The organism is Nostoc sp., assembly GCF_036917195.1.
Taxonomy (GTDB): Bacteria; Cyanobacteriota; Cyanobacteriia; order Cyanobacteriales; family Nostocaceae; genus Nostoc.
Genome location: NZ_JBALDG010000073.1, coordinates 191,432 through 212,176 on the forward strand (window position 1 = coordinate 191,432; position 20,745 = coordinate 212,176).

Here is a 20,745-nt window from a genome sequence, read left to right on the forward strand (position 1 = left end):
TTGATCTGGTTGCCTCCCACATTTTCTTCTGATTTAATTGTGAAAGTCGGTAGTCATGACTACAAATTCTCAAAACATTTCATCAGCGACAAAAAATCGCTCTGATGCAGAAAAGTCCCTAGATCAGGGTTTTATTTGGCTTACTAAAATTTTCGCCTTTGGGGTTGCTGCCACTTTATTATGGATTGGCTTGCAGGTTGCAATTGCTTCTTGGCCTGCCATCCAAAAGTTTGGGGCTAGCTTTTTAGCTAACACAACTTGGAACCCAGTTAATGATAGCTACGGGGTGCTACCTCAAATTTATGGAACTCTCTTGAGTTCTTTTATTGGTCTGTTGATAGCTGTACCGATTGGGGTTGGTACGGCTATCGTACTAAGTGAGGATTTTTTACCCGCAAAAGTGAAGTTGGTACTGGTTTTTGCGGTAGAACTGCTTGCAGCTATTCCCAGCGTTGTTTACGGCGTCTGGGGTATTTTTGTTTTAGTGCCTATCTTAACTAACTTGGGAAAATGGCTCAATAGTTACTTTGGCTGGATACCATTTTTTAGTACCTCCCCTACAGGGCCAGGAATGTTGCCGGCGGGAGTCATATTAGCAATTATGACTTTGCCCATCATCACAGCCCTATCACGCGATGCCTTGATTTCTATACCCCCCAGTTTGCGTCAAGCCGCCGTAGGACTAGGAGCAACCAGATGGGAAACGATTTTGCAAATTCTGGTTCCAGCAGCCTTTTCAGGGATAGTTAGTGCTGTGATGTTGGCACTCGGTCGGGCAATGGGAGAAACAATGGCTGTAACAATGTTGATTGGTAATTCTAACAACATTAGTCTCTCATTACTAGCACCAGGCAATACGATTTCTTCTCTACTAGCAAATCAATTTTCAGAAGCTAGTGGTTTACAAGTTTCGGCTTTAATGTACGCTGCTTTAGTTCTATTCTTCTTGACCCTGGTAGTTAATATCATGGCCGAGTTTATCGTTCTGAGAGTCAAGCGACTGTAGCTTAGTTTTGGGTTGAATTATGACTTCTAGTTTTCCAGAGCGCAGTCTAACTCGCGCTCCCATGTCTCAAAGAACACTGTTTAATACAGTAATGACCGTAATCGCATTTATCTGTGGAGTATTGGCACTTGTGCCTTTGCTAGCAGTGCTTTCTTACGTCATTATTCAAGGCTTTAGCAGTTTGAGTCCCAGTGTATTTTTTGAACTGCCACCCAAAGCTTTACAAAAGGGAGGAGGCTTTGGTAATGCAGTTTTAGGCACGCTGCTGATGGTAGGAATTGCGGCGGTAATTAGTATCCCGTTTGGTGTTTTAGCCGCAATTTACATCACAGAATTTAGCTCCGCCCAAGTAGCACGATGGGTACGTTTTGCGGCTAACGTGCTTAGTGGAGTCCCCTCAATTATTGCTGGGGTATTTGCCTATGGCATTGTAGTTTTGACACTGGTAAAGTTAAACTTAGGATCATATTCTGCTCTAGGTGGAGGGTTTGCACTGGCAATTTTGATGTTGCCAATTATTGTCCGAACCACTGATGAAGCCTTGCAGTTAGTATCGCAAGATTTGCGACAAGCATCTGTAGGGTTAGGAGCAACTAACTTTCAAACAGTAACACAAGTAGTTTTGCCAGCCGCTCTACCAGCAATTGTAACTGGGGCAACGCTAGCGATCGCCAGAGCATCTGGAGAAACTGCACCTTTACTATTTACCGCCCTTTTTTCCAATTTTTGGCCTGATAGCTTATTCCAACCAACAGCTTCCCTTGCTGTTTTGGTTTACAAATACGCTATTTCTCCGTTTAAAAATTGGCAATCACTAGCTTGGGCAGCATCTTTGATTTTGGTATTGATGGTTCTAATCACAAGTATCATCGCCCGCTGGGCAACTCGCAAGAAAGCTTAGTGAAATAGCAATTTACATGGCGGATTTGTATCGCTAAAACTAATACTGCACTTAATTTATGGCTACCAATGTTAGCACAGTGAATGATACTCAAACCGTTTTACGCACCGAAAACCTCAACGTTTACTACGGCAAATTTTTAGCCTTGCAGAATATTTGGCTAGATATACCGAAAAATCAGGTGACAGCCTTTATCGGCCCTTCTGGTTGTGGTAAAAGTACATTGTTGCGATGCTATAACCGCCTCAATGACCTGATTGAGTCATTTCGGGCAGAAGGTAAAATACTTTTTTACGATAAAAACTTGTATGCATCCGACATTGATCCTGTAGAAGTGCGTCGGAGAATTGGGATGGTGTTTCAAAGACCAAACCCGTTTCCAAAATCAATTTATGACAATATTGCTTTTGGAGCCAAAATCAACGGCTACAAAGGTAATATGGATGAATTGGTAGAACGGAGTTTGCGGCAAGCGGCTTTGTGGGACGAAGTAAAAGATAAACTGCGACAAAGTGGCTCGTCTTTATCAGGTGGACAACAACAGAGGTTATGTATTGCTAGAGCGATCGCAGTCCAACCTGAAATTATATTAATGGATGAACCTTGCTCTGCTCTCGACCCCATTTCCACGTTACGGGTTGAAGAACTTATTCACCAACTTAAAGAGCAATATACGATCATTATCGTCACCCATAATATGCAGCAAGCAGCGCGAGTTTCTGATAAGACAGCCTTTTTTAATGTTAAAACTACAGAAACTGGAGGTCGTAACGGCTACATGGTAGAGTACGATGCAACAGAATTAATTTTCAACAATCCTCAGCAGCAAGATACCAGAGATTACGTTAGCGGCAGATTTGGATAAATAGATAAATATTTCTATTGTTGATGTGAGAGTAATGAGGGATACTCGGAAATTAAAGCTGTGCGATATTCCTCTATTTTTTTATTTGTTCGCCAAGGTTAGTGATCGCTTTATCAATTATGGCTATTTCTTGGTAAAGAAAAGCAATAATTAAGCTATTTAACATCAGACTTCCATTGACTGGCTGGGCAAGATACCTACTCTAAAAAACCCTGACACATAGCGTAATACTAGTGTTGACTGCTATTTATTATCTACCTGTAGGTATTGTGATAACTACATTAAGTAGCTAGCCAAAATTAAATATAAAATTTTTGCCCCTTGTCTAATTAAAATCTCAGTGGATTTATACTGTGCTGAACTAGTGCACTTCAGAGTTTTTTCTAAGCGGGCGGCGGGAATCGAACCCGCATTAATAGCTTGGAAGGCTATAGTTTTACCACTAAACTACGCCCGCAAAATTCCAACCCTATGAATATAACACAGTTTTTGCAAAAATTGAAGCATTTAATTGGAATTGGCAGGTTGGATTTTGATCCATACATACAGATTGCTCAAATCTGGTTTTGTGCCATCGTTGTTGTGAGCGGCAAGAAAGTTTTCTGTTTTGAAAACCTCGTTGAGAATTCGCTCATATGTGCTTTTTTCACTTTGTGATGTTGCTGGTTCTATTTCTATGACTAAAGCCTGTTGAAAGTTGCCCTTGTTATCAATTACTAAGCTAGCGAGGATCTGTGCAGGCTTAACTTCGGAATCGCCGGGGAGAAAACTTGAGTCCAATTGTTTTGTGTTGCTTCCCCTGTATAAAGCGATAACGTCTGGTAAAGCATCTTGTCGTAATCTTCCTGATTGTATTAAGTTACTAACTTTATCTCTAAGCAAAGGAGCTACTATTGCTACTGATGCTCCCCCAGTCGAAGTTGCTGGAGTTTCTCTAGTCGGAGTTGCTGGAGTTTCTCTAGTCGAAGTTGCTGGAGTTTCTCTAGTCGAAGTTGCTGGAGTTTCTCTAGTCGAAGTTGCTGGAGTTTCCCTAGTCGGAGTTGATGGAGTTTCCCTAGTTCGAGTTGCTGGAGTTTCCCTAGTTCGAGTTGCTGGATTTTTCTGAGTGGGGGTGCGTAGCGGAGTTTCTCTGTTTTCAGCTTCCGAAACTGGTGGATTTGATGGAATACCTGTTGATAGTGGTGTTCCTTTTCCCAGTTTTATTTCTTGACGGCGGTTCCAAGGTAGACTACCGACTGGAACTATAGGTTTCGGTGTGGCTGTAGGTGTAGGTTTCGGTGTAGGTTTCGGTGTGGCTGTAATAACTCTCTGCTGCCTAAAGGGTCGGCTATTAGATTGAGAGGTGTAAGTTCGGCTCTTTTGCTGGAGATTCTCAGCAGAATTTATTGCGCCAAAATCTTGATTTCTCGGCGTAGTTCGTGCTGTTTGTAGTGAACGTGCTGGTACAGACTTTTGAGTTGAGGATAGTGGCTTTGGCGAAACTGTTTTTGCTGTTGATTTTGATTTGGTTATTGATTTTGTTTTGGGAGCAATGTCTATCAATTCAATGGGAACAACAGATTGACTTTGCTGGGGAAACCACAAACTAAATGCATTAGATGAGCGCATCAGCCAGAAGGCTAGCAAGTGCAGAGAGACTGAACCTATAACGACAGAAATCCACAAACCTGGTGGGTCAGTGTGTCGCCTCCAGACCTTGGCTGGAATTGGAGTTTTGTCTGCAACCGATGGTATCATATTATATAAACTGGATATGATTAGGCACTCTTACTCATTGGTAATGCTTTAAAATACCAGTCTAAATTTTAGCGATTAACCATTATCTCTGGTGTAACAGCGAAAGTCAAAACTGTTTCATCTACTCCTTTAAGTTCTAGCGGACTACCTTTAGTAATTTCTTCTTCCTGTAAATAATCTGCCACGGCAGCAGAAACCAGGATCGTACCGGGAAGGGCAGCAGCTTGTAACCTTGCAGCAATATTCACACTTGGACCAATGGCAGTATAATCAGCACGTTCAGCACTACCAAACATTCCCACAACAGCTGTACCTTGGTGGATACCGCACCGGAACTGGACGCTAGTAAGTTTATCGCCATCGAATACACCTTGGTCTCGCCAGCGCTGGTTCAAGTCAGCCAGTGAGCGGTGCATTGCTCTTGCTGTATTGATAGCACGACGCACCTGTTCATTAGGAGTTAGTTCTTCCGGCGCTCCGTATAAAGCTAAGATAGCATCTCCCATAAATTTATCTACAGTACCGCCATTGCCAAACACAGCCTTAGTCATGGCTTCTAAATATTCATTTAGCAACTCTGCTACTCGCCGGGATCTGAGGGTATTTGCTAGCTGTGTAAAACCCACAATGTCACTAAACAAAACTGTAATTAAGCGTGGTTCTGGGCGCAAATCTAACGTTAAATCTCCGGTTGCGGCTTTTTGCACCAATACAGCCGGCAAAAAGCGCTTTAGCACCGATTCTGTTAGATAAGTATTTAACTCCACGATTCGTCGTTCATTTTCTTTCAATCCTAAAAGATTCCGAACTTCCGCCAAAAGTTCCCGATCATTGAATGGTTTTGCTAAATAAGCATCCGCACCATGTTCTGTACCTTCGATGCGGGTTTCCTCATCAACTTTCGCTGTCAGCAGAATGATTGGTGTTCCTTTCAGCTTCTCCTCATGGCGGATCATCTGAATCATCTCAAGTCCGCTCACCAAGGGCATCATTAAGTCAGTGACAATCAAGCTGGGTATAATTTCCTTAGCTATCCCATAACCTTCATAACCATTACGAGCTGTCTGTACATGATAGCCATTGCGGCGGAAAATTTCAGATACATAGGTTCGCAAATCCGAGTTATCATCTACAACTAAAATTGAGGAGCCAGCCGTGTGCAGGGGTTCCCCTTGTTGAGGGGTCTGGCGTTGCTGAGTCTTAAGTGCTGAGTCTTGAGTATCAATACTGGGCGAGAAGTTTCTTGTAATATCTTCAATATTGTCTGTTGTTGAGTCTACCAGTTCTAAATCAGCCAATTCTACGCTAGCGCGGCTTGTGTTCACTTCGGTAGGCGTTTCTAGTACTTGCAGTGCGGGTAAATGAGCGTTTCCAGTAACAAGCCATAAACTAAAAGTAGTGCCTTCGCCATAAACTGATTCCACAGTGACTTGACCACCATGTAATTCTACCAATTCTTTAACTAAAGCTAAACCCAAACCACTGCCTTCATAGGAGCGGTTTGCAGAACCTTCAGCTTGGCGGAAGCGCTCAAATAGGTGAGGAATTTGTTCTTTAACAATGCCAATACCAGTGTCTTGTACTTGCAGTATGCAACGGTCATTTTCAGATTTTAGTCTGATGCTGATCGTGCCACCTTCAGGAGTAAACTTCATGGCATTTGATAGCAGGTTGTAAACCACCTTGTCAAATTTTTCCATATCTAAGTACACCGTAGAACATTCATCTAACTGAGTGACTAGATGCAGTCCCTTTTTCTCACAGTAGGGACGAAAAGATTCAACAATTTGGCTGACAAATTCGACTAGATCGCAAGGGCGGAAACTAGGCTGCATTCTCCCCGCATCCAGGCGTTGTAAATCCAGCAATTGATTTACCAGTCGCAGCAGGCGACGGGAGTTACGCAGGGCGATCGCACATTGGGAGTAAGATAATCCCTCACTAGCCGCCACCGCCGACTCTAAAGGCCCTTGAATCAAGGTGATAGGTGTGCGAAACTCATGAGAGATATTTTGGAAAAATTCGGTTTTTTGTTTGTCTAATTCCAGTAAACGTTCAGCTTGTTGGCGAGTTTTTTGATACAAGTGTGACTGCTGCACAGCGATCGCTGCTTGGGCTGCTACTGCTTTAGCCAAATCGATATCAGATGACAGCCATCGGCGGACTTTTTTACCTTCATGTAAAGTAATACTACCGATACATTTCCCATCAGCCAATAATGGCACAAACATTAGCGATCGCGCTGGCATTTTTAAAGGCAAATCAAAACCGTTCACTTGTGAGGGAGAATGACCCACATTACCAATTACCACTGGTTCATGTGTCTGTAGCATTTGTTGGAGGATTGGATTCTCCTGTATAGATGCATGAGAGTAGGGTAATCTCTGAGTTAATAGGTTATTATTTAAATTTTTCTCTGGGGCTAGCAATGCTTGCGGCGAGTTGTGCCTACGCAAATTTTCCGGCTGTTGAAAACTGTCATACAAGCCTACACACTGGACAAATTCATCTTCCTCTGTCCACAAAGACAGGACACAGCCATCGACTTGTAAGGCTTGCCCCAATTGCTGGGTAATAGCCGCAAAAATATCTTGGGGATCTAAGCTAGAGCGAATCGCGCTAGTAATCGTATTAATTAGGGCTTCTCGCTTGGCAAGAGCACGTACTTGTTCGTAAGCATAAGCTTGAGACAAAGCTAAAGCTGCCTGATCCGCTACCATCAACACTAGCTGCACCTCATCATCCCCCCAAAAGCGAGGCAGAGAACACTGGTGCAGTGCCAGCACTGCCATCAGTTCTTGTTGGCAGATCAATGGCACAACTAAACTAGAACAAATGTTAGCAGCAGCAAAAGCTGCCCCACGTTCGCGCAGTTCGGGAGTTTTACCGTGAATGCGCTGATCATCGATCACATCGTGAATTACCTGGACTTCGCGGGTTTCCCACACCGTTTGAGCCAGCAGGGAGGAGGGAGGGATAGGAGGAGAGGAAGATGGGGGAACAAGAGGAAAATTGATTTGCTGATCTCCGTCTCCCCATATCCCTGTGTCCCCATGTTCTTTTTCTTCCAGAGCCTTCTGATAAATGAATCCTTTATCCGCCAACTGCTCATCTTGGAAGGGACGCAATAGGCAGACATCCACCTCCAACATATGGCCCACTGTATCTACAATTGCCTGTAAAATTTGGCGATAGTCTAAAGCACTGCGAATCGTATTTGTGACGGTATTTAGCAGCGATTCTTGCCGAAGTGTGCGGGTAAGTTCGCGGGTGCGGGCTTTTAGGACATTGTGGGTATCCAAACCTTGGCGTACCACTGCTTTGAGTTCCTCGGCTTCCCACGGTTTAGTGACATATTTAAATACCTTACCAGCGTTGATTGCTTCCACCAGGTCTTCGACATCGGTGTAGCCAGTTAAAATAATCCGGATAATATCTGGATATTGAGTTGCTGTTAGGCTCAAAAATTCTGTACCGCTCATCATCGGCATCCGCTGATCGGAGATGATCACTGCGACTTCTCCCTCTTGAGCCAGCAGATCCAGTGCCGCAGGACCAGAGGCTGCCCTGAGCACCTTATAGTCGCGATAGAAAGTGCGGTAAAGCAAATCAAGGTTGTCTGGTTCATCATCGACAACCAAAATTTTAGGCTTACTGTTTGCTTGGGATTTCATGCACCGCTTTCCTGCTGCAACGGCAGTCGGATAAAGAATAAGCTGATCAGGTAAGGATTTTTCTGAGTCAGGTAAGAGCAGAGCATTTCGACCAATAAGGCTCTTTGGCTAGATGACTGCTGAGTGTAGGAGCGTTTACTTACAGTAATTTGTCTCAATGGCTTATGCCGATTACCGTTTGCTTTGGTGCAATGTAATTGCTTTCATAGTCAGTTTTAGGGTTACAGAGTCGATGCTTGCTTGCCAAATCTTCCTTTACCTCCTGTGAGGAATCTCTGATACTACATACAGCACTCATAGCTAGCTGAAAAATCCAGATGAAGCTGCATATTAAGTTTTCCCTTCCCAGGAGTTGTACTAACACTTGCAGGTAAATTTTATTTATGGTAGTCATGGTAGAGTCAGCAAAATTAAAACAATAAGATTTAAAGCTAAAGTATACTATTAGACAAATGTCTCTTTCCAATTTAGCAATCAGAACTATCATTAAGACAAGATGATAGTGGTTGAAAAGTTGGATATTAGGAATTAGAGAACCTTGCAGATTCTTACTCCAATAACTGTACAGCCTGTTCCTATGACCCAGTAGCAAAGTCGTGTTAATGTAGCGGCAATTGTAAAAATGAGTTCAGTACTGCAACCAAGGGTAGTTTGAAACCAGAGTTTGCCGTTGGTGTACTTACTTAACAATTTTGTAGATGCTGCCTACCGACAGGTTATGCTATTTCTCTGCCCATTCACCTCAACCTCTACCACTTTATAGATGTTTTTGTGAGAAACAGGCTGATATCCTTCCTACCTAAAGCAAGGGATGCACTTGAACCGACTGAACTTAAGATTATAGATTTATGAAGCTGTAACTTCTAAGACTCTTTCAAAAATACAGGCTATAAAGCCTTAAACTAAAGTGTAAAACTTTGTCGGCTCCACAAGCAAAAGCTAATTAGCAATCTTAAGTCAGTTCAATCTCCTGGGCAGATATAAAGTTTTTATTCAGTTTAAATGGTGTTTGAGGATATTTGAGAAAATTTTCGTTGAATAAAATCAATCCTAAACTAACCTTGAAATATCGGTTTTTTCATCCATACCAGCAACAGCCAATCAATCCAGCTTGCTGCCAATTTCAAATTCGTACAGCTATACCTGCTGATTTGATCGGTGTTGCCCAAATTATTGCTGAAAGCTTTCACTCCCAACAGGGTATATGGGGATGGGCTTTCCCATTGCTACGTCTGGGTATTTACGAAGACTTAAGGCATCGCATGGCATCACCTTTGCCGCGTCATATTTGTTTAGTCGCCTTTGAAGCTACTACTGGTGCAACTAATAACTTAGTGGGAAGTGTGGAACTGGGTGTACGTTACAGTGATTCGTGGAGCCAGGTTGGCATGGGTTTTCCTTACTTATCTAATTTAGCGGTTCACCCAAAATTCCGTAGACATGGTGTAGCTTCAGGCTTACTGACTAGCTGTGAAAAAGTCTCTCGCGAGTGGGGATTTCAAGACTTATATCTCCACGTTTTGGAAAATAACCATCAAGCAAGGCAACTTTATTTCAAGCTGGGATATCGGGTGCATAAAGTCGAATCGAATTGGAATACATTTTTCCTAAGACGTTCAAGCCAGATGTTATTGCACAAGCATCTGAGTGATGATTCCACTATTTGAATTTTATTTTGCTATAAATTTTGATGTTGTAATTACTTGCGATAAAATATATCACCAATATAGGCGTTTAAAGTACAAAATAACCTAATTCAAAACTCAGCCATATTAGCTAAATACCTAGATGTGTATAGCTTTGGTTAGTTTTTCTGAGTATATTTTATTTAGACTTTTTACGGATATACCCATTCGTCATTTTAATAAAAGTATAACTTTGGAAAACTCCACTTAAATGATTAAATGTTAAGTTTTGACCTTTTTAATTTGTCATTAAACAAAAAAGAAAAGATTTTTGACTATTTTATATAAATAGATAAATTATAATAGAAATAGCGGTAAAATTACACTTAGGAAATCCGCAATACCTCATAATAACTTTGTAATTAAGATATTCATCTTTATAAAAACTTTAAGAAAACACTCGTAGAGTTTACAGACAAATATAGTTATATCTCATAAAATATAATCACTCAATTACTAAACAATGCCTATTTATTAGTATTTTAGTTAAGTTGACCGAAAGATTCTTGATAATAAAAGAATTTAAAAATCTGATTTGACATAACAGTTAGTTCCCTTTTGAAGTGCATAGTACTACCAAATTCGTTGAAAGTTTAAAAAACATGGATAGCGAACAGCATCGACGCTATCAGACCTCTATGGTATCAACTTATTACTCTGAAACTAGTTTCCTTGACTCTGTTGTCATGCCAGATGGAACTGAGCAATCGCAAGGCTCGGATATCCTCACACGTTTACACAGTGGAGAAGTTTTCATCGTCAATAGTCGTAGACGAAATGGATTAATCCTCTTTAAACGATACCATGCAGAGTTTGCTGGGCCTGGGGCTGCTGTAGGTGGGGATTACGATTGTGATTGCCAAAGAGCACTGCCCATAGGTAATCTGTCTTTATTAACTCCCGAATCTAATGAAGAGCGCCAGAAGGCTTACTTGATTAGGCGACAGTGGATTCGATTGATCAAACAAATTACAGAAAACCCAGTGCCTGGGCAACGAGTTCAGAAAATTCTCGATCAATTTGAACAATACTTCCCACCAGAAATAGTGGCTCTTTTGCCAGATGTTGCTTTTGCTCTTTTAGTAGGTGTGCTGCCACAAACAGTGGGAATAGTACGCCGTTTGGGCAGTGAGGTGGACAGCCGATTTAATTACTGAGTAAATTGCTAAAATTCCAAATTTGCCAAAGCAGCTTGGACTCGATTAACAGTGCGCGCGTTTTCCTCTACCGTTCCTACAGTAATTCGCAATCCTCCACTAATGTGTCGCACAAGAGTTCCGAGTGTTCTAAGTTTTTGGTGGAAAGTTTTTAACGCAGCGTCTTGTGAATTAAAGCCATTTGCTTTAAAACGTAAGTAAATAAAGTTAGCAGCGCTTGTGGTAATTTGTAGTTCTGGTTGCTGGGATAAAATTTCGATGAGTTTGGCTCGTTCACTCAGGGTTTGGCGAATTGACTCGAGCAAAAGTGTGCGGTTTTGTAAAGTAACTAATGCTGCTGCTATGGAAAAGCTGGGCAGATTGTAAGGTAAGCGAACTTTTTCTAAAATGGTGATCGCTTCCGGATGAGCGACACAATAGCCAACACGGAGAGCAGCCAATCGGAAGGCTTTAGAAAAAGTGCGTAATATTACCCAATTGGGATGCTGTGTTAATTCACCCACTAGGGTAGTTTGGCTGAATTCAAAGTAAGCTTCATCAATTACTACCAAAATATGCTCGCTCAGACTTCTTAACCATGTCAACTCTGCCGTAGTTAAACTATTGGCAGTCGGCGAATTGGGATGCACTACAAAAACTACGCGAATAGGGGGATTTTGAGTTTGTTCGATCGCAGACTGGGCGGCGCTTATGTCAATTTCAAAATTTGTTTCATTTCTACCCACCACCACTACAGGAATGCCCAAAGTTTGTGCCAAAATTCCGTACATAGAGAAAGTGGGATTGGCAATTAGAATTGAACCTTCTCCTTTTAAACAGGTGGCGATTAATAAAGAGCGGATTAGTTCATCTGAACCATTGCCCACAGAAATATTGGCAGCAGTATTGGATAGCGACAGACCGGCTGATTCATTAACGTATTCGGCGATCGCATCCTTAAGTGTTTCATGTCCGCCATCAGGATAACGATTTGTTTCAATTACTTGCTGATACATCCAGGACAGCTTCTCTTTTAACTCCGGTGGTAAATCATAGGGGCTTTCATTTGTATCCAGTCGATCAAACTGTATGGGGACAGAATCGGCTGTATCGCTGCTGGGGTGGGATTTATACGCGGTAAATTCGGCTAAATCTGACCGGATGAAGGGAAGCATATCAATTTTGGATTCTAGATTTTGGATTTTAAATCAATACTGTTCACAAAAGACTTATTTTCCTTTAACCATCCTTGATAGTAAGTGAATATAGCCTCCTTGGATCTACGAGTTAAGTTGTACTTACTGAAAAATATTAGGTTAGGTCTGAGTTTAATATTTTACAACCTCAAGGTAACTGGCAAAAGAGGCGAATTGCCTGCCAAATTTCTTCCATAACATCAGCCAAGGCGTGGTCACTGGCAAGTTCGACTAACTCCACCCAAGGACGCAAACGCGCAAAGTCACGACTAGCTTCGATGGGGATGACTTCATCCTTTTTTCCATGCAAAATTAGGGTGGGGATAGGACGTTGTAAAAGCTCCTCTTGGTATTGGGCAGCATCTGTAATCAAATTGTAATTTAAGGGAAGCTTTCGCCTCTCCCCATAGTGGTAGACCATGATATATTTTTCTTGCTGCCAACGCTGTACTTCTTCATCGCCTAGCTTGGGCAACCAATGAGATAAAAACCCAAAAGCTGGTGCTAGCAGCACAAGACGTTCTACTTGTAAATATTGCTGTCCCAAGTGGGCAGCGGTCAAACCACCTAAACTTGAGCCAATGAGCGTTACTGGCGTAGAATCATTGCTGAATTCTGCGGCAACTTGAGTGATCTGACGAGTGATTGTCAACTGCGAAAAATCGCCAGCATTCAAATCAGGAATTTTTAGCTTTGTGTGAATTTGGGCAAAGCGATCGCCGATATCCCGCGCTTTGGCAGAATTAGGACTCGAAGCAAAGCCGTGAAGATATATGTATTGCAAAACTGTAGATAATTTAGAAGTGAGAAGAAGTTAGGAATTTTAAGTTTTAAGTTATGAGTTTCTTTTTTCAACTCATAACTCATAACTCATAACTCCTAATTCTTATTACCGCATTGTGACAAATTCTTCCGCTGCAGAGGGATGGATACCAACAGTGGCGTCAAAGTCTTTTTTAGTTGCGCCCATCTTCACAGCGATCGCCACACCTTGAATGATTTCAGCGGCATTTTCACCCACCATGTGAGCGCCTAGCACTTTGTCAGTCTTGCTATCAACCACCAACTTCATCATTATCTTCTCTTGTTTACTAGTTAAACTATGGTACATAGGGCGGAAGCGAGTGCGATAAATTGTTACAGCATCACCGAGTTTTTCCCGTGCTTCGGCTTCTGTCCAGCCGACTGTAGCAGCTTCTGGGTTAGAAAATATTGCTGTGGGTACAGTTTCATGACTGAATTCTCGCCGATTGCTGCCAAATTCGCTATCTGCAAAGGCGCGACCTTCGCCAATGGCCACTGGAGTTAAATTAATTCGGTCGGTGACATCGCCAACGGCAAATATATTCGCTTGACTAGTTTGACTATATTCATTGACAGCGATCGCACTTGTGGTAGGGTATCCAGGCCCTTCGATAGAACTAGCGACAACATCAACCCCAGCGTTTTTTAAACCTAGTCCATCTACATTAGGAATCCGACCGGTCGCTATTAAAAAGACATCGGCAATTACTGGTTGTTGATCATCCCCTGATAAAGTGAGTTTTAACCCTTCTGGCACACCTTCAACTGTTTTTACCACATTATTCTTAATCAGCCGAATTCCGTGGTTTGTCATCCCCTCTTCGATTTCTATGCGGACATCCTCATCAAACCCGTTCAAAATCTTTTCACCTCTGGTAATTTGTGTCACCTCAGAACCCAAACCTCGCATAATACACGCAAATTCCGTGCCGATATAACCAGCACCAATAATAACGATGTGTTTTGGTTGTTCTTTGAGATGAAAGATTTCATTAGAGGTAATGCCGTATTCCATCCCTGCTAAATCTGGCTTGACAGGACGCCCACCAACAGCAATTAAAATTTTGTCTGCTGTAACTTTACGTCCATCAACTTCTACTGTGTGGGGGTCTACCAACGTGGCGCGACTAGGAATTAGTTGCACTCCCGCTTTTTCTAAAAAGCTTATATGTAGTTGCGACAGTCGCCGCACTTCCTTATCTATAGATGTAATGAAATATTCCCAGTCCAACTCCGCATTACCGACTTTCCAGCCATAGCCTGAAGCGTCACTGAATAGTCCGGGGAAGTGAGAGCCATAGACCATGAGTTTTTTGGGAACGCAACCACGAATTACACAAGTCCCACCAACTAAATCATCTTCAGCGATCGCCACTTTTGCCCCGTAGCTAGCCGCCCGTTTGGAAGCCGCCAAACCTCCAGAACCCGCACCAATTACAAACAGGTCGTAATCAAAAGTCATAAATTTATGTTCTCTTTAGCAACAAGTTAGTTCCTGGGAACTTACACACAGAATGTGATTGAACTATATAAGGATATCCGGTGAACCCTGTGTAAGTCCTGTCCTTGATTTAATCTAGCGTTAGCAGATGCTCTCTAGTCGTAGGGAATATCACTTTTTGCTTTGGTTGCTGTAGAGGTAGTAGTTAACAGTTGTTATAGTTCTTTCGACAGTATTCAGTATAAATCAATACTGTTAATTTAGGCATTTCTTTTTTTCTTTCTTCTCTCTGTGTCTTTTACGCTTGGAGCGGTAGCCTACGGCAAGCCGCTACACGTGTAGTTTCAGGTAGTTTCTGGAGGTTTTACTGGCGGATTTACTGGCGGATTTACTGGAGGTTGGACTGGAGGATCGACTGGCGGATTTACTGGCGGATTTACTGGAGGATCGACTGGCGGATTTACTGGCGGATTTACTGGCGGATTTACTGGAGGTTGGACTGGCGGATTTACTGGAGGATCGACTGGCGGATTCACTGGCGGATTTACTGGAGGTTGGACTGGAGGATCGACTGGCGGATTCACTGGTGGATTTACTGGAGGTTGGACTGGAGGATCGACTGGCGGATTCACTGGCGGATTCACTGGTGGATTTACTGGCGGATTCACTGGTGGATTTACTGGTGGATTTACTGGCGGATTTACTGGTGGATTTACTGGTGGATTTACTGGCGGATTCACTGGTGGATTTACTGGTGGATTTACTGGTGGATTTACTGTCCTAATAATTTTATTTTTTTCAGGGCGATGCTCAGTATTTGACAGAACTTGTCTTATGTCCTCAAAGGAATTTGATGGGGAATCATCTCCAATGGAGTTTATTGGGGAATTATCGGTCGAGGAAGTTGAAGGACTAGTAGTTAGCTCTACAAAAGATGGGTTTTCAACTACTCCCTTACCTGTTATGGGCGACTGTGCTTTCAAAGCCGCAGCAGTTTCAGCTTGAACGCTAGCGATCGCCTGATCGGTCGTAGGCGTAGGATTTTGCCTAGTCAAATTAAGTCCCCGAACCAGATCGCTTGTTTGATAAAAATTTCTGAGATCAAAATCGTATAAGCCCTGAAATTCGCCTTTAACTATAACCATCATCTGTCCTGCTTGCAGCACCTGAGTTTGAGAAGCTTCCTGATTAGAAACTTCAATGCCGCTATTTGTCAGCGCACCCACAATCGTGGTATCTGTTTGTTTGTCGTAGCGGACAAATAATGCTGAACCACGAATTGCTGCTGCTGCACTTGGCGTTTGTATACGTGTTTGCCCCTTACCAGGTGGGATAAGCAGCAACGCAGTCCCGTTTGACAGTCTAAAGCTGCGAGTCTTTGGTAAAAATTGAAATATAGCCTGTTCGCCAACTCGTGCCAAAGAACCGTCGTTAAAGCGCAAGTCTGCTAGGGAAGCTCGACCAGTTGACAACCCATCCCCAGGAGTCATTGCATCTAATTTGCGTGCAGGACGCTTCTTCAGTCGATCTTTGGGTATCAGTAGTACCAAGTTGCGGAGGTTCTGAATCTCTGCTCGCGTTAGAGGAGTTATAGCACTTACCCGATTTGGCAAAGACAGTACTATAACTCCCCATAAACCAATCACTAACAATGGAAACGATTTATGAAACATAATTTGATAATTTATGAACTTCAACTAATACCAAAAAAGTTAAAAGTTTAAGAGGATGTTTGAAAAGTTGCAAAGTATACTATAAACCCCACTTCCATTCCTCTCGCCCATAGGGAGAGAGGCTTTGAAACTCCCCTTACCGATGATGAAATGAGGGCTAGGGGGTTAGGTTTGGGAGGGTTTGATGTTACCAAAAATCCTTTTAAAACATCCTCTAAGCTGCTGCTAATTGTTATAAGTTTTCCTAGTTAAATTCATTTGCATTTTAGCCTACATTTAATACATACATCAAATCGATAGCAAATAAATTATGTGTTTAGTTTATTTAAGTTTTTTTTTTAAACTGACATCTTATGCAATAAAATCTGTGGCAGATTTCAAAGTTAGTATTTGATATCAAGAATTAAATGAGGAGTACCTTACAGATAATCCTTTTTAATCAGATCAGCCACAGGATCATCAGTTATGTGGGAAAAGGAGTTGTTAGGGATATGTTGTGAAATGACTCACTGACTGTATTTCACTAAAGTTGAGCAGAAATTGGATCGCAGCATCTCTGTTTTGCAAAAAAATCTGGGAGAAAATCCGAAAAGCAGCAATTTCAGTTTGTAGTTTCAGTATATACCTACGAAACGAAAAGAGATGCGCTCAATAGCTGTATCTTCTGAGTCGGAACTTCCGATACAGCTTATAAGTCTACATTCGCCAAACGCGATCAACGCGATCTAACCAGATGCGACTCAAGAACTGGAAGAATTTGTTTTTTTGTATTTTGTTAGCTTCCAGTGGTGGAAGCTGGTGTTGCATTAAAGTAAATGCAACAGAATCTGCAAATACAGATATTTCGCGTTCTAAAAATTTAGCAAACACACAGGTAACTTATCAGCTATGTCAGAAGTTAGAGCAAGAGATAATTAACTTTTTGTGCAAGCAGTCCAGTGAGTCGCAAAGTTTAGACTCCCAGATGCCGTTAAATGTGGCACAGCAAACACCAGCTACTACTCAAACCCCAGCCGCAACCGAACAACCTGGAGATACTCAAAAGCAAAATGACCCGCCCCAGTTAGAATCACAGCCAAGTGTTTTGCCTACATCTCCTCTAGACTCAAAAGAGCAACTGTTGAATGCACCTCAAATAAATCAGTCCCAAAGGCTACAGAGGCTAATACAGTTGCTACGATCGCCAAAACAGCCACCTGAGTCTGAGAGCGATCGCGAATTGGGGTTGCGGGTGCGGTTACGACCCTTAGAACAGCAGCCACTCCCACCGACAGAACAATCCGTACCTAAGTTTAAACCCATAGGCTATCTACAAGGCCGTGTAGGTTATTTCCAGACGAGCAATATTTTTTCCTCAAATGATAATCCCATAGAAGATGGTTTAATTATTTCTGGACTGACGCTAGCCTCTGCATATTTCCCTTTAGGATCTAAGACTTATTTAAACGGCTCAATTGATGGCAATCTCATTCGTTATATTAATCAGTCACAATACGATTACAATCAGGTGAGATTTAATCTCAGTATTTACCAGCAGTTCTCGCGGCGAATGTATGGTGAAGTCAGTTACAGCAATCAACAGTTATTTTATGCCAACAACAGCGATAGCCTTGATAGCTTCAAAGCAGGCGATCGCTTTTTAAATGAGAATTCCCTGCAACTGTCTTTGGGACGGCGAGATCCCTTAACTCCAAAATTAACGCTAGATAGCTTCTACGAGTTGAGTGTAAATTTTGCTGATCCTCTAAGTCGTGATCGGATAATCAATTCTTTTTGGATTTCTCTGAACTACTACTTGCAAAAGCCTCTCCAGGTTGGTATTGACTACCAAGCCAGCTTCTCGGACTTTACACAGCGTGATCGAGAAGACCAATTTCATCGGCTATTCGGGCACTTAAATTATCGAATATCTGATACCACTAATATGAATGTGGAAGCTGGAGTTAGTTTAGGTAGTTCAACCGCCGAAAATATTGATTTTGATGGCTGGTTCTTCAGTATTAATTACAATTTGCAATTAGGTCGATTTTGATAAGAGACGCGATTAATCGCGTCTGTACAGTTAGGAGTTTAGATTTATTTCTTCAGTCTAAAAGGATGTTTTTCAAGTCTTAATTCATACTAACCCTGGCAACTTATAGTCACACGCGAGTTGCTCATGGGGAGCCAGTGCGCTGACTTGGCTATACATACAAAATCCACTTGCGTGAGTTTGAAACCCTTGATTTTTTCTTAGTCCACGAAGGTGGACAATGTAGTGTAGTAGCGACTTCTAGTCGCCTTTTTAACTTCTCACTCGTAACTCCTAACTATAAATAAGAAATCCAATCACTCCAGCTACCAGCATAAAGTTTACCCTTGCTAATGCCAGCTAATTCTAAAGAAAGTAAATTCACACAAGCAGTAACACCAGAACCGCAATATACTAAGATTTCTTCGGCTGTTGCTAGCTTTTCCCACCGACGGCGTTGTTCTGATTGAGGAATTACGTAGCCGGAAGAGTCTGTAACTTCGTACCAGGGATAGTTAACTGCACCAGGGATATGTCCAGCAATTTTATCAATTGGCTCTTGTTCACCTCGGTAGCGATCGCTTTCTCTTGAATCTACCAATACTACCTCGTGGCTGTCTTTGCGGTTTTTCACCGCTGTAATATCTACCACCTTTTCTGTTTGTACTTGAGCTACAAACGTACCCATCTGGGTGTGAGGAACGACATTTGTAACAGGATACCCAGCTTTTTGCCATCCAGCAAAGCCTCCATCGAGTACCGCGACTTGCTCATGTCCGAGATACCGCAATAGCCACCATAGACGAGCCGCAAAGGCAAAGCGCGAATCATCATAAGCTACAACTAAACTTTTTTGGTAATTTATCCCAATCGCGGCAAATTTGTTAGCTATATCATTGGGGTTAGGCAAAGGATGTCTCCCGCCATGTTTACCTACTGGACTAGAAAGATCCTGATTCAAATCTAGGTAATATGACCCTTCTATATGACTTGTCTGGTACTGTTGTTGTCCTATTTGTGGATCAGCTAGAGAAAAGCGACAATCCACAATAACGACTTGCGGATCTTCTAGATGTTCAAACAGCCAAACTGGTGAAATAACAAATTGAGAATTGGGCATAGGGCAGTTGTACTGAGCGGCGTCGAAGTATTGATCATTATTGAGTTTTTTTATTAAGATGTCAGACTTAGAGAATTTTACACCCAAGTTAACAGCAGATGGTTCCTTCACCTTTGTCTCTCAAGAGTTTGGTGAATCCTTTCACAGCCATTATGGAGCTAGGCAGGAGAGTTTTTTCAAGTTTGTTGAACCGACTCAACTGGCTACAGCCGCTCAAAAACCAGTCTTGCGGCTGTTGGATGTTTGTTATGGTCTAGGATATAACACAGCTGCTGCTTTGCAGACAATTTGGGCAGTGAATCCCAGTTGTTGTGTTGAAGTAATCGGCTTAGAACTGAATCCAGCAGTGCCACAAGCTGCGATCGCTCATCACTTGTTCGACAATTGGAACTGTAACTATATTGAAATTTTGAAAGAGCTAGCTTTTGAGCATCAAGTGCAAACACCTTGCCTGAAAGCGAAGCTACTAATTGGCGATGCTAGAACTACGATAACGCTAGTACGTCAGTCGGGTTTCTGGGCAGATGCAATTTTCCTTGATCCTTTTTCACCACCACAGTGTCCTCAATTATGGACTGTTGAATTTATTAAACAGCTATCATTGTGTTTACATCCAGATGGTTTATTAGCCACCTATTCTTGTTCTGCTGCTGTACGCACAGCACTTTTATCTGCTGGCTTGGTGGTAGGTTCTACCCCACCCGTGGGAAGGCGATCGCCTGGTACTGTGGCACCTCATTCGGGGAGTGCTGAGTCTAAAGATCACTCAGTAGTTAGCACTCAGCACGAGCTAAACCATAGCTATCCGCTAACAGCACTTACTACCCTGTCCCAAGCTGAAAAAGAACACTTGCTAACCCGTGCTGCCATTGCTTATCGCGATCCTCAATTGAGCGATCCAACCGAAGTCATAGTGAGACGGCGACAACAAGAGCAACAAGCCTCTTCACTCGAACCTACCTCCCGTTGGCGAAAAAGGTGGCTATTGGGAACACAAAGCAGGGATTTTATGGGGCCTAGTTTCTAGTTAGGGAGCGATATCTACGACGGGCGTAGCTGCGGCAACTACAGACCTCATCCTCAGTCCTTAATTCTAGACAAATCATCCATATTTTCCAATAATTCTGATTTCCTTTCCAGATTACTCACACAACGAGTTTTTACGAGCCAAATAAATTAAATTTGTGATAGTATCTAATTTTACATCTTGCTTAAGAGTATTTGAGTGTTGCTAGAACTGAGTAACTAAAAACATATATACTTAATGTTACCATAAAGGCTTCCAACTCAAAACCTGATATTTTAATATAAAACAAGCAATTACAGTGCTTTCTGGCGTTACCATGTTAAAAAATCTCCGTAAAAAGCCTGATTTAAGATTTGTGCGAATTTATAATACTGGAATTAAAAGCAAAACAAAAAATTTGACAACAAGATACCCCTTGTTCGTAACATAAAAGATACATACTGCGAAAAACTCAGATAGGCAGCTTGAT

At 42.2% G+C, this 20,745-nt stretch carries 14 protein-coding genes and 1 tRNA gene; 7 read left to right on the forward strand and 8 right to left on the reverse strand.

Annotated elements, in window-relative coordinates:
* The first annotated feature begins 55 nt into the window (after positions 1–55).
* Genes pstC through pstB form a run of 3 tightly spaced genes read left to right on the forward strand, consistent with a single transcriptional unit; the run spans position 56 to position 2,772 of the window.
* On the forward strand, positions 56–1,006 hold the full coding sequence (pstC, locus tag V7K40_RS24865) for a phosphate ABC transporter permease subunit PstC (protein WP_334964458.1): 951 nt from the start codon (positions 56–58) through the stop codon (positions 1,004–1,006).
* A 19-nt stretch (positions 1,007–1,025) separates the two neighbouring features.
* A complete protein-coding gene (gene pstA / locus V7K40_RS24870; protein ID WP_334870203.1) occupies positions 1,026–1,907 on the forward strand; it encodes a phosphate ABC transporter permease PstA in 882 nt (293 codons plus the stop codon).
* Between the two features lie 58 nt (positions 1,908–1,965).
* Positions 1,966–2,772, forward strand: a complete 807-nt coding sequence (pstB, locus tag V7K40_RS24875) for a phosphate ABC transporter ATP-binding protein PstB (RefSeq protein WP_334964460.1) — start codon at positions 1,966–1,968, stop codon at positions 2,770–2,772.
* A gap of 386 nt (positions 2,773–3,158) precedes the next feature.
* Here the strand turns inward: pstB and V7K40_RS24880 are convergent.
* The 3 genes from V7K40_RS24880 to V7K40_RS24890 form a co-directional block, all read right to left on the reverse strand.
* Positions 3,159–3,229 (reverse strand) — tRNA-Gly (locus V7K40_RS24880).
* Between the two features lie 50 nt (positions 3,230–3,279).
* Positions 3,280–4,509, reverse strand: a complete 1,230-nt coding sequence (locus V7K40_RS24885) for a hypothetical protein (protein ID WP_334964462.1) — start codon at positions 4,507–4,509, stop codon at positions 3,280–3,282.
* Between the two features lie 68 nt (positions 4,510–4,577).
* The gene (locus V7K40_RS24890; protein ID WP_334964464.1) at positions 4,578–8,183 is read right to left on the reverse strand and encodes a response regulator; all 3,606 of its coding nucleotides are present in this window, start codon (positions 8,181–8,183) and stop codon (positions 4,578–4,580) included.
* Positions 8,184–9,244: 1,061 nt separating this feature from the next.
* On the opposite strand from V7K40_RS24890, the gene V7K40_RS24895 reads away from it, so the two are divergent.
* Positions 9,245–9,850, forward strand: a complete 606-nt coding sequence (locus V7K40_RS24895) for a GNAT family N-acetyltransferase (protein WP_334964625.1) — start codon at positions 9,245–9,247, stop codon at positions 9,848–9,850.
* 620 nt (positions 9,851–10,470) lie between these two features.
* Entirely contained in the window at positions 10,471–11,025 is a 555-nt protein-coding gene (locus V7K40_RS24900; protein ID WP_334964466.1) for a hypothetical protein, read from the forward strand.
* Between the two features lie 8 nt (positions 11,026–11,033).
* Here the strand turns inward: V7K40_RS24900 and V7K40_RS24905 are convergent, their stop codons facing one another.
* The 4 genes from V7K40_RS24905 to V7K40_RS24920 form a co-directional block, all read right to left on the reverse strand.
* Positions 11,034–12,179 carry a histidinol-phosphate transaminase gene (locus V7K40_RS24905; RefSeq protein ID WP_334964468.1) on the reverse strand — a complete coding sequence of 382 codons (1,146 nt, stop codon included), beginning with the start codon at positions 12,177–12,179 and terminating at the stop codon, positions 11,034–11,036.
* Between the two features lie 169 nt (positions 12,180–12,348).
* Positions 12,349–12,984: a YqiA/YcfP family alpha/beta fold hydrolase gene (locus tag V7K40_RS24910; RefSeq protein WP_334964470.1), complete on the reverse strand. Its 636-nt coding sequence runs from the start codon at positions 12,982–12,984 to the stop codon at positions 12,349–12,351.
* Positions 12,985–13,089: 105 nt separating this feature from the next.
* The gene (gene gor / locus V7K40_RS24915; protein ID WP_334964472.1) at positions 13,090–14,466 is read right to left on the reverse strand and encodes a glutathione-disulfide reductase; all 1,377 of its coding nucleotides are present in this window, start codon (positions 14,464–14,466) and stop codon (positions 13,090–13,092) included.
* A 323-nt stretch (positions 14,467–14,789) separates the two neighbouring features.
* A complete protein-coding gene (locus V7K40_RS24920) occupies positions 14,790–16,118 on the reverse strand; it encodes a FecR family protein (protein WP_334964475.1) in 1,329 nt (442 codons plus the stop codon).
* Between the two features lie 733 nt (positions 16,119–16,851).
* On the opposite strand from V7K40_RS24920, the gene V7K40_RS24925 reads away from it, so the two are divergent.
* Positions 16,852–18,150, forward strand: a complete 1,299-nt coding sequence (locus tag V7K40_RS24925) for a hypothetical protein (RefSeq protein WP_334964477.1) — start codon at positions 16,852–16,854, stop codon at positions 18,148–18,150.
* 277 nt (positions 18,151–18,427) lie between these two features.
* Here the strand turns inward: V7K40_RS24925 and V7K40_RS24930 are convergent, their stop codons facing one another.
* A complete protein-coding gene (locus V7K40_RS24930) occupies positions 18,428–19,249 on the reverse strand; it encodes a sulfurtransferase (RefSeq protein ID WP_334964479.1) in 822 nt (273 codons plus the stop codon).
* 58 nt (positions 19,250–19,307) lie between these two features.
* Here V7K40_RS24930 and V7K40_RS24935 point away from each other — a divergent pair, with 58 nt between their 5' ends.
* A complete protein-coding gene (locus V7K40_RS24935) occupies positions 19,308–20,276 on the forward strand; it encodes an MnmC family methyltransferase (RefSeq protein ID WP_334964481.1) in 969 nt (322 codons plus the stop codon).
* The last annotated feature ends 469 nt before the right edge of the window (positions 20,277–20,745 follow it).

Coding starts and splice junctions, on each gene's coding strand:
- pstA (WP_334870203.1), top strand. CDS start 1,026: ATGACTTCTAGTTTTCCAGAGCGCAGTCTAACTCGCGCTCCCATGTCT.
- V7K40_RS24905 (WP_334964468.1), bottom strand. CDS start 12,179: ATGCTTCCCTTCATCCGGTCAGATTTAGCCGAATTTACCGCGTATAAA.
- V7K40_RS24920 (WP_334964475.1), bottom strand. CDS start 16,118: ATGTTTCATAAATCGTTTCCATTGTTAGTGATTGGTTTATGGGGAGTT.
- V7K40_RS24925 (WP_334964477.1), top strand. CDS start 16,852: ATGCGACTCAAGAACTGGAAGAATTTGTTTTTTTGTATTTTGTTAGCT.
- pstC (WP_334964458.1), top strand. CDS start 56: ATGACTACAAATTCTCAAAACATTTCATCAGCGACAAAAAATCGCTCT.
- V7K40_RS24930 (WP_334964479.1), bottom strand. CDS start 19,249: ATGCCCAATTCTCAATTTGTTATTTCACCAGTTTGGCTGTTTGAACAT.
- V7K40_RS24885 (WP_334964462.1), bottom strand. CDS start 4,509: ATGATACCATCGGTTGCAGACAAAACTCCAATTCCAGCCAAGGTCTGG.
- gor (WP_334964472.1), bottom strand. CDS start 14,466: ATGACTTTTGATTACGACCTGTTTGTAATTGGTGCGGGTTCTGGAGGT.
- V7K40_RS24890 (WP_334964464.1), bottom strand. CDS start 8,183: ATGAAATCCCAAGCAAACAGTAAGCCTAAAATTTTGGTTGTCGATGAT.
- pstB (WP_334964460.1), top strand. CDS start 1,966: ATGGCTACCAATGTTAGCACAGTGAATGATACTCAAACCGTTTTACGC.
- V7K40_RS24900 (WP_334964466.1), top strand. CDS start 10,471: ATGGATAGCGAACAGCATCGACGCTATCAGACCTCTATGGTATCAACT.
- V7K40_RS24935 (WP_334964481.1), top strand. CDS start 19,308: ATGTCAGACTTAGAGAATTTTACACCCAAGTTAACAGCAGATGGTTCC.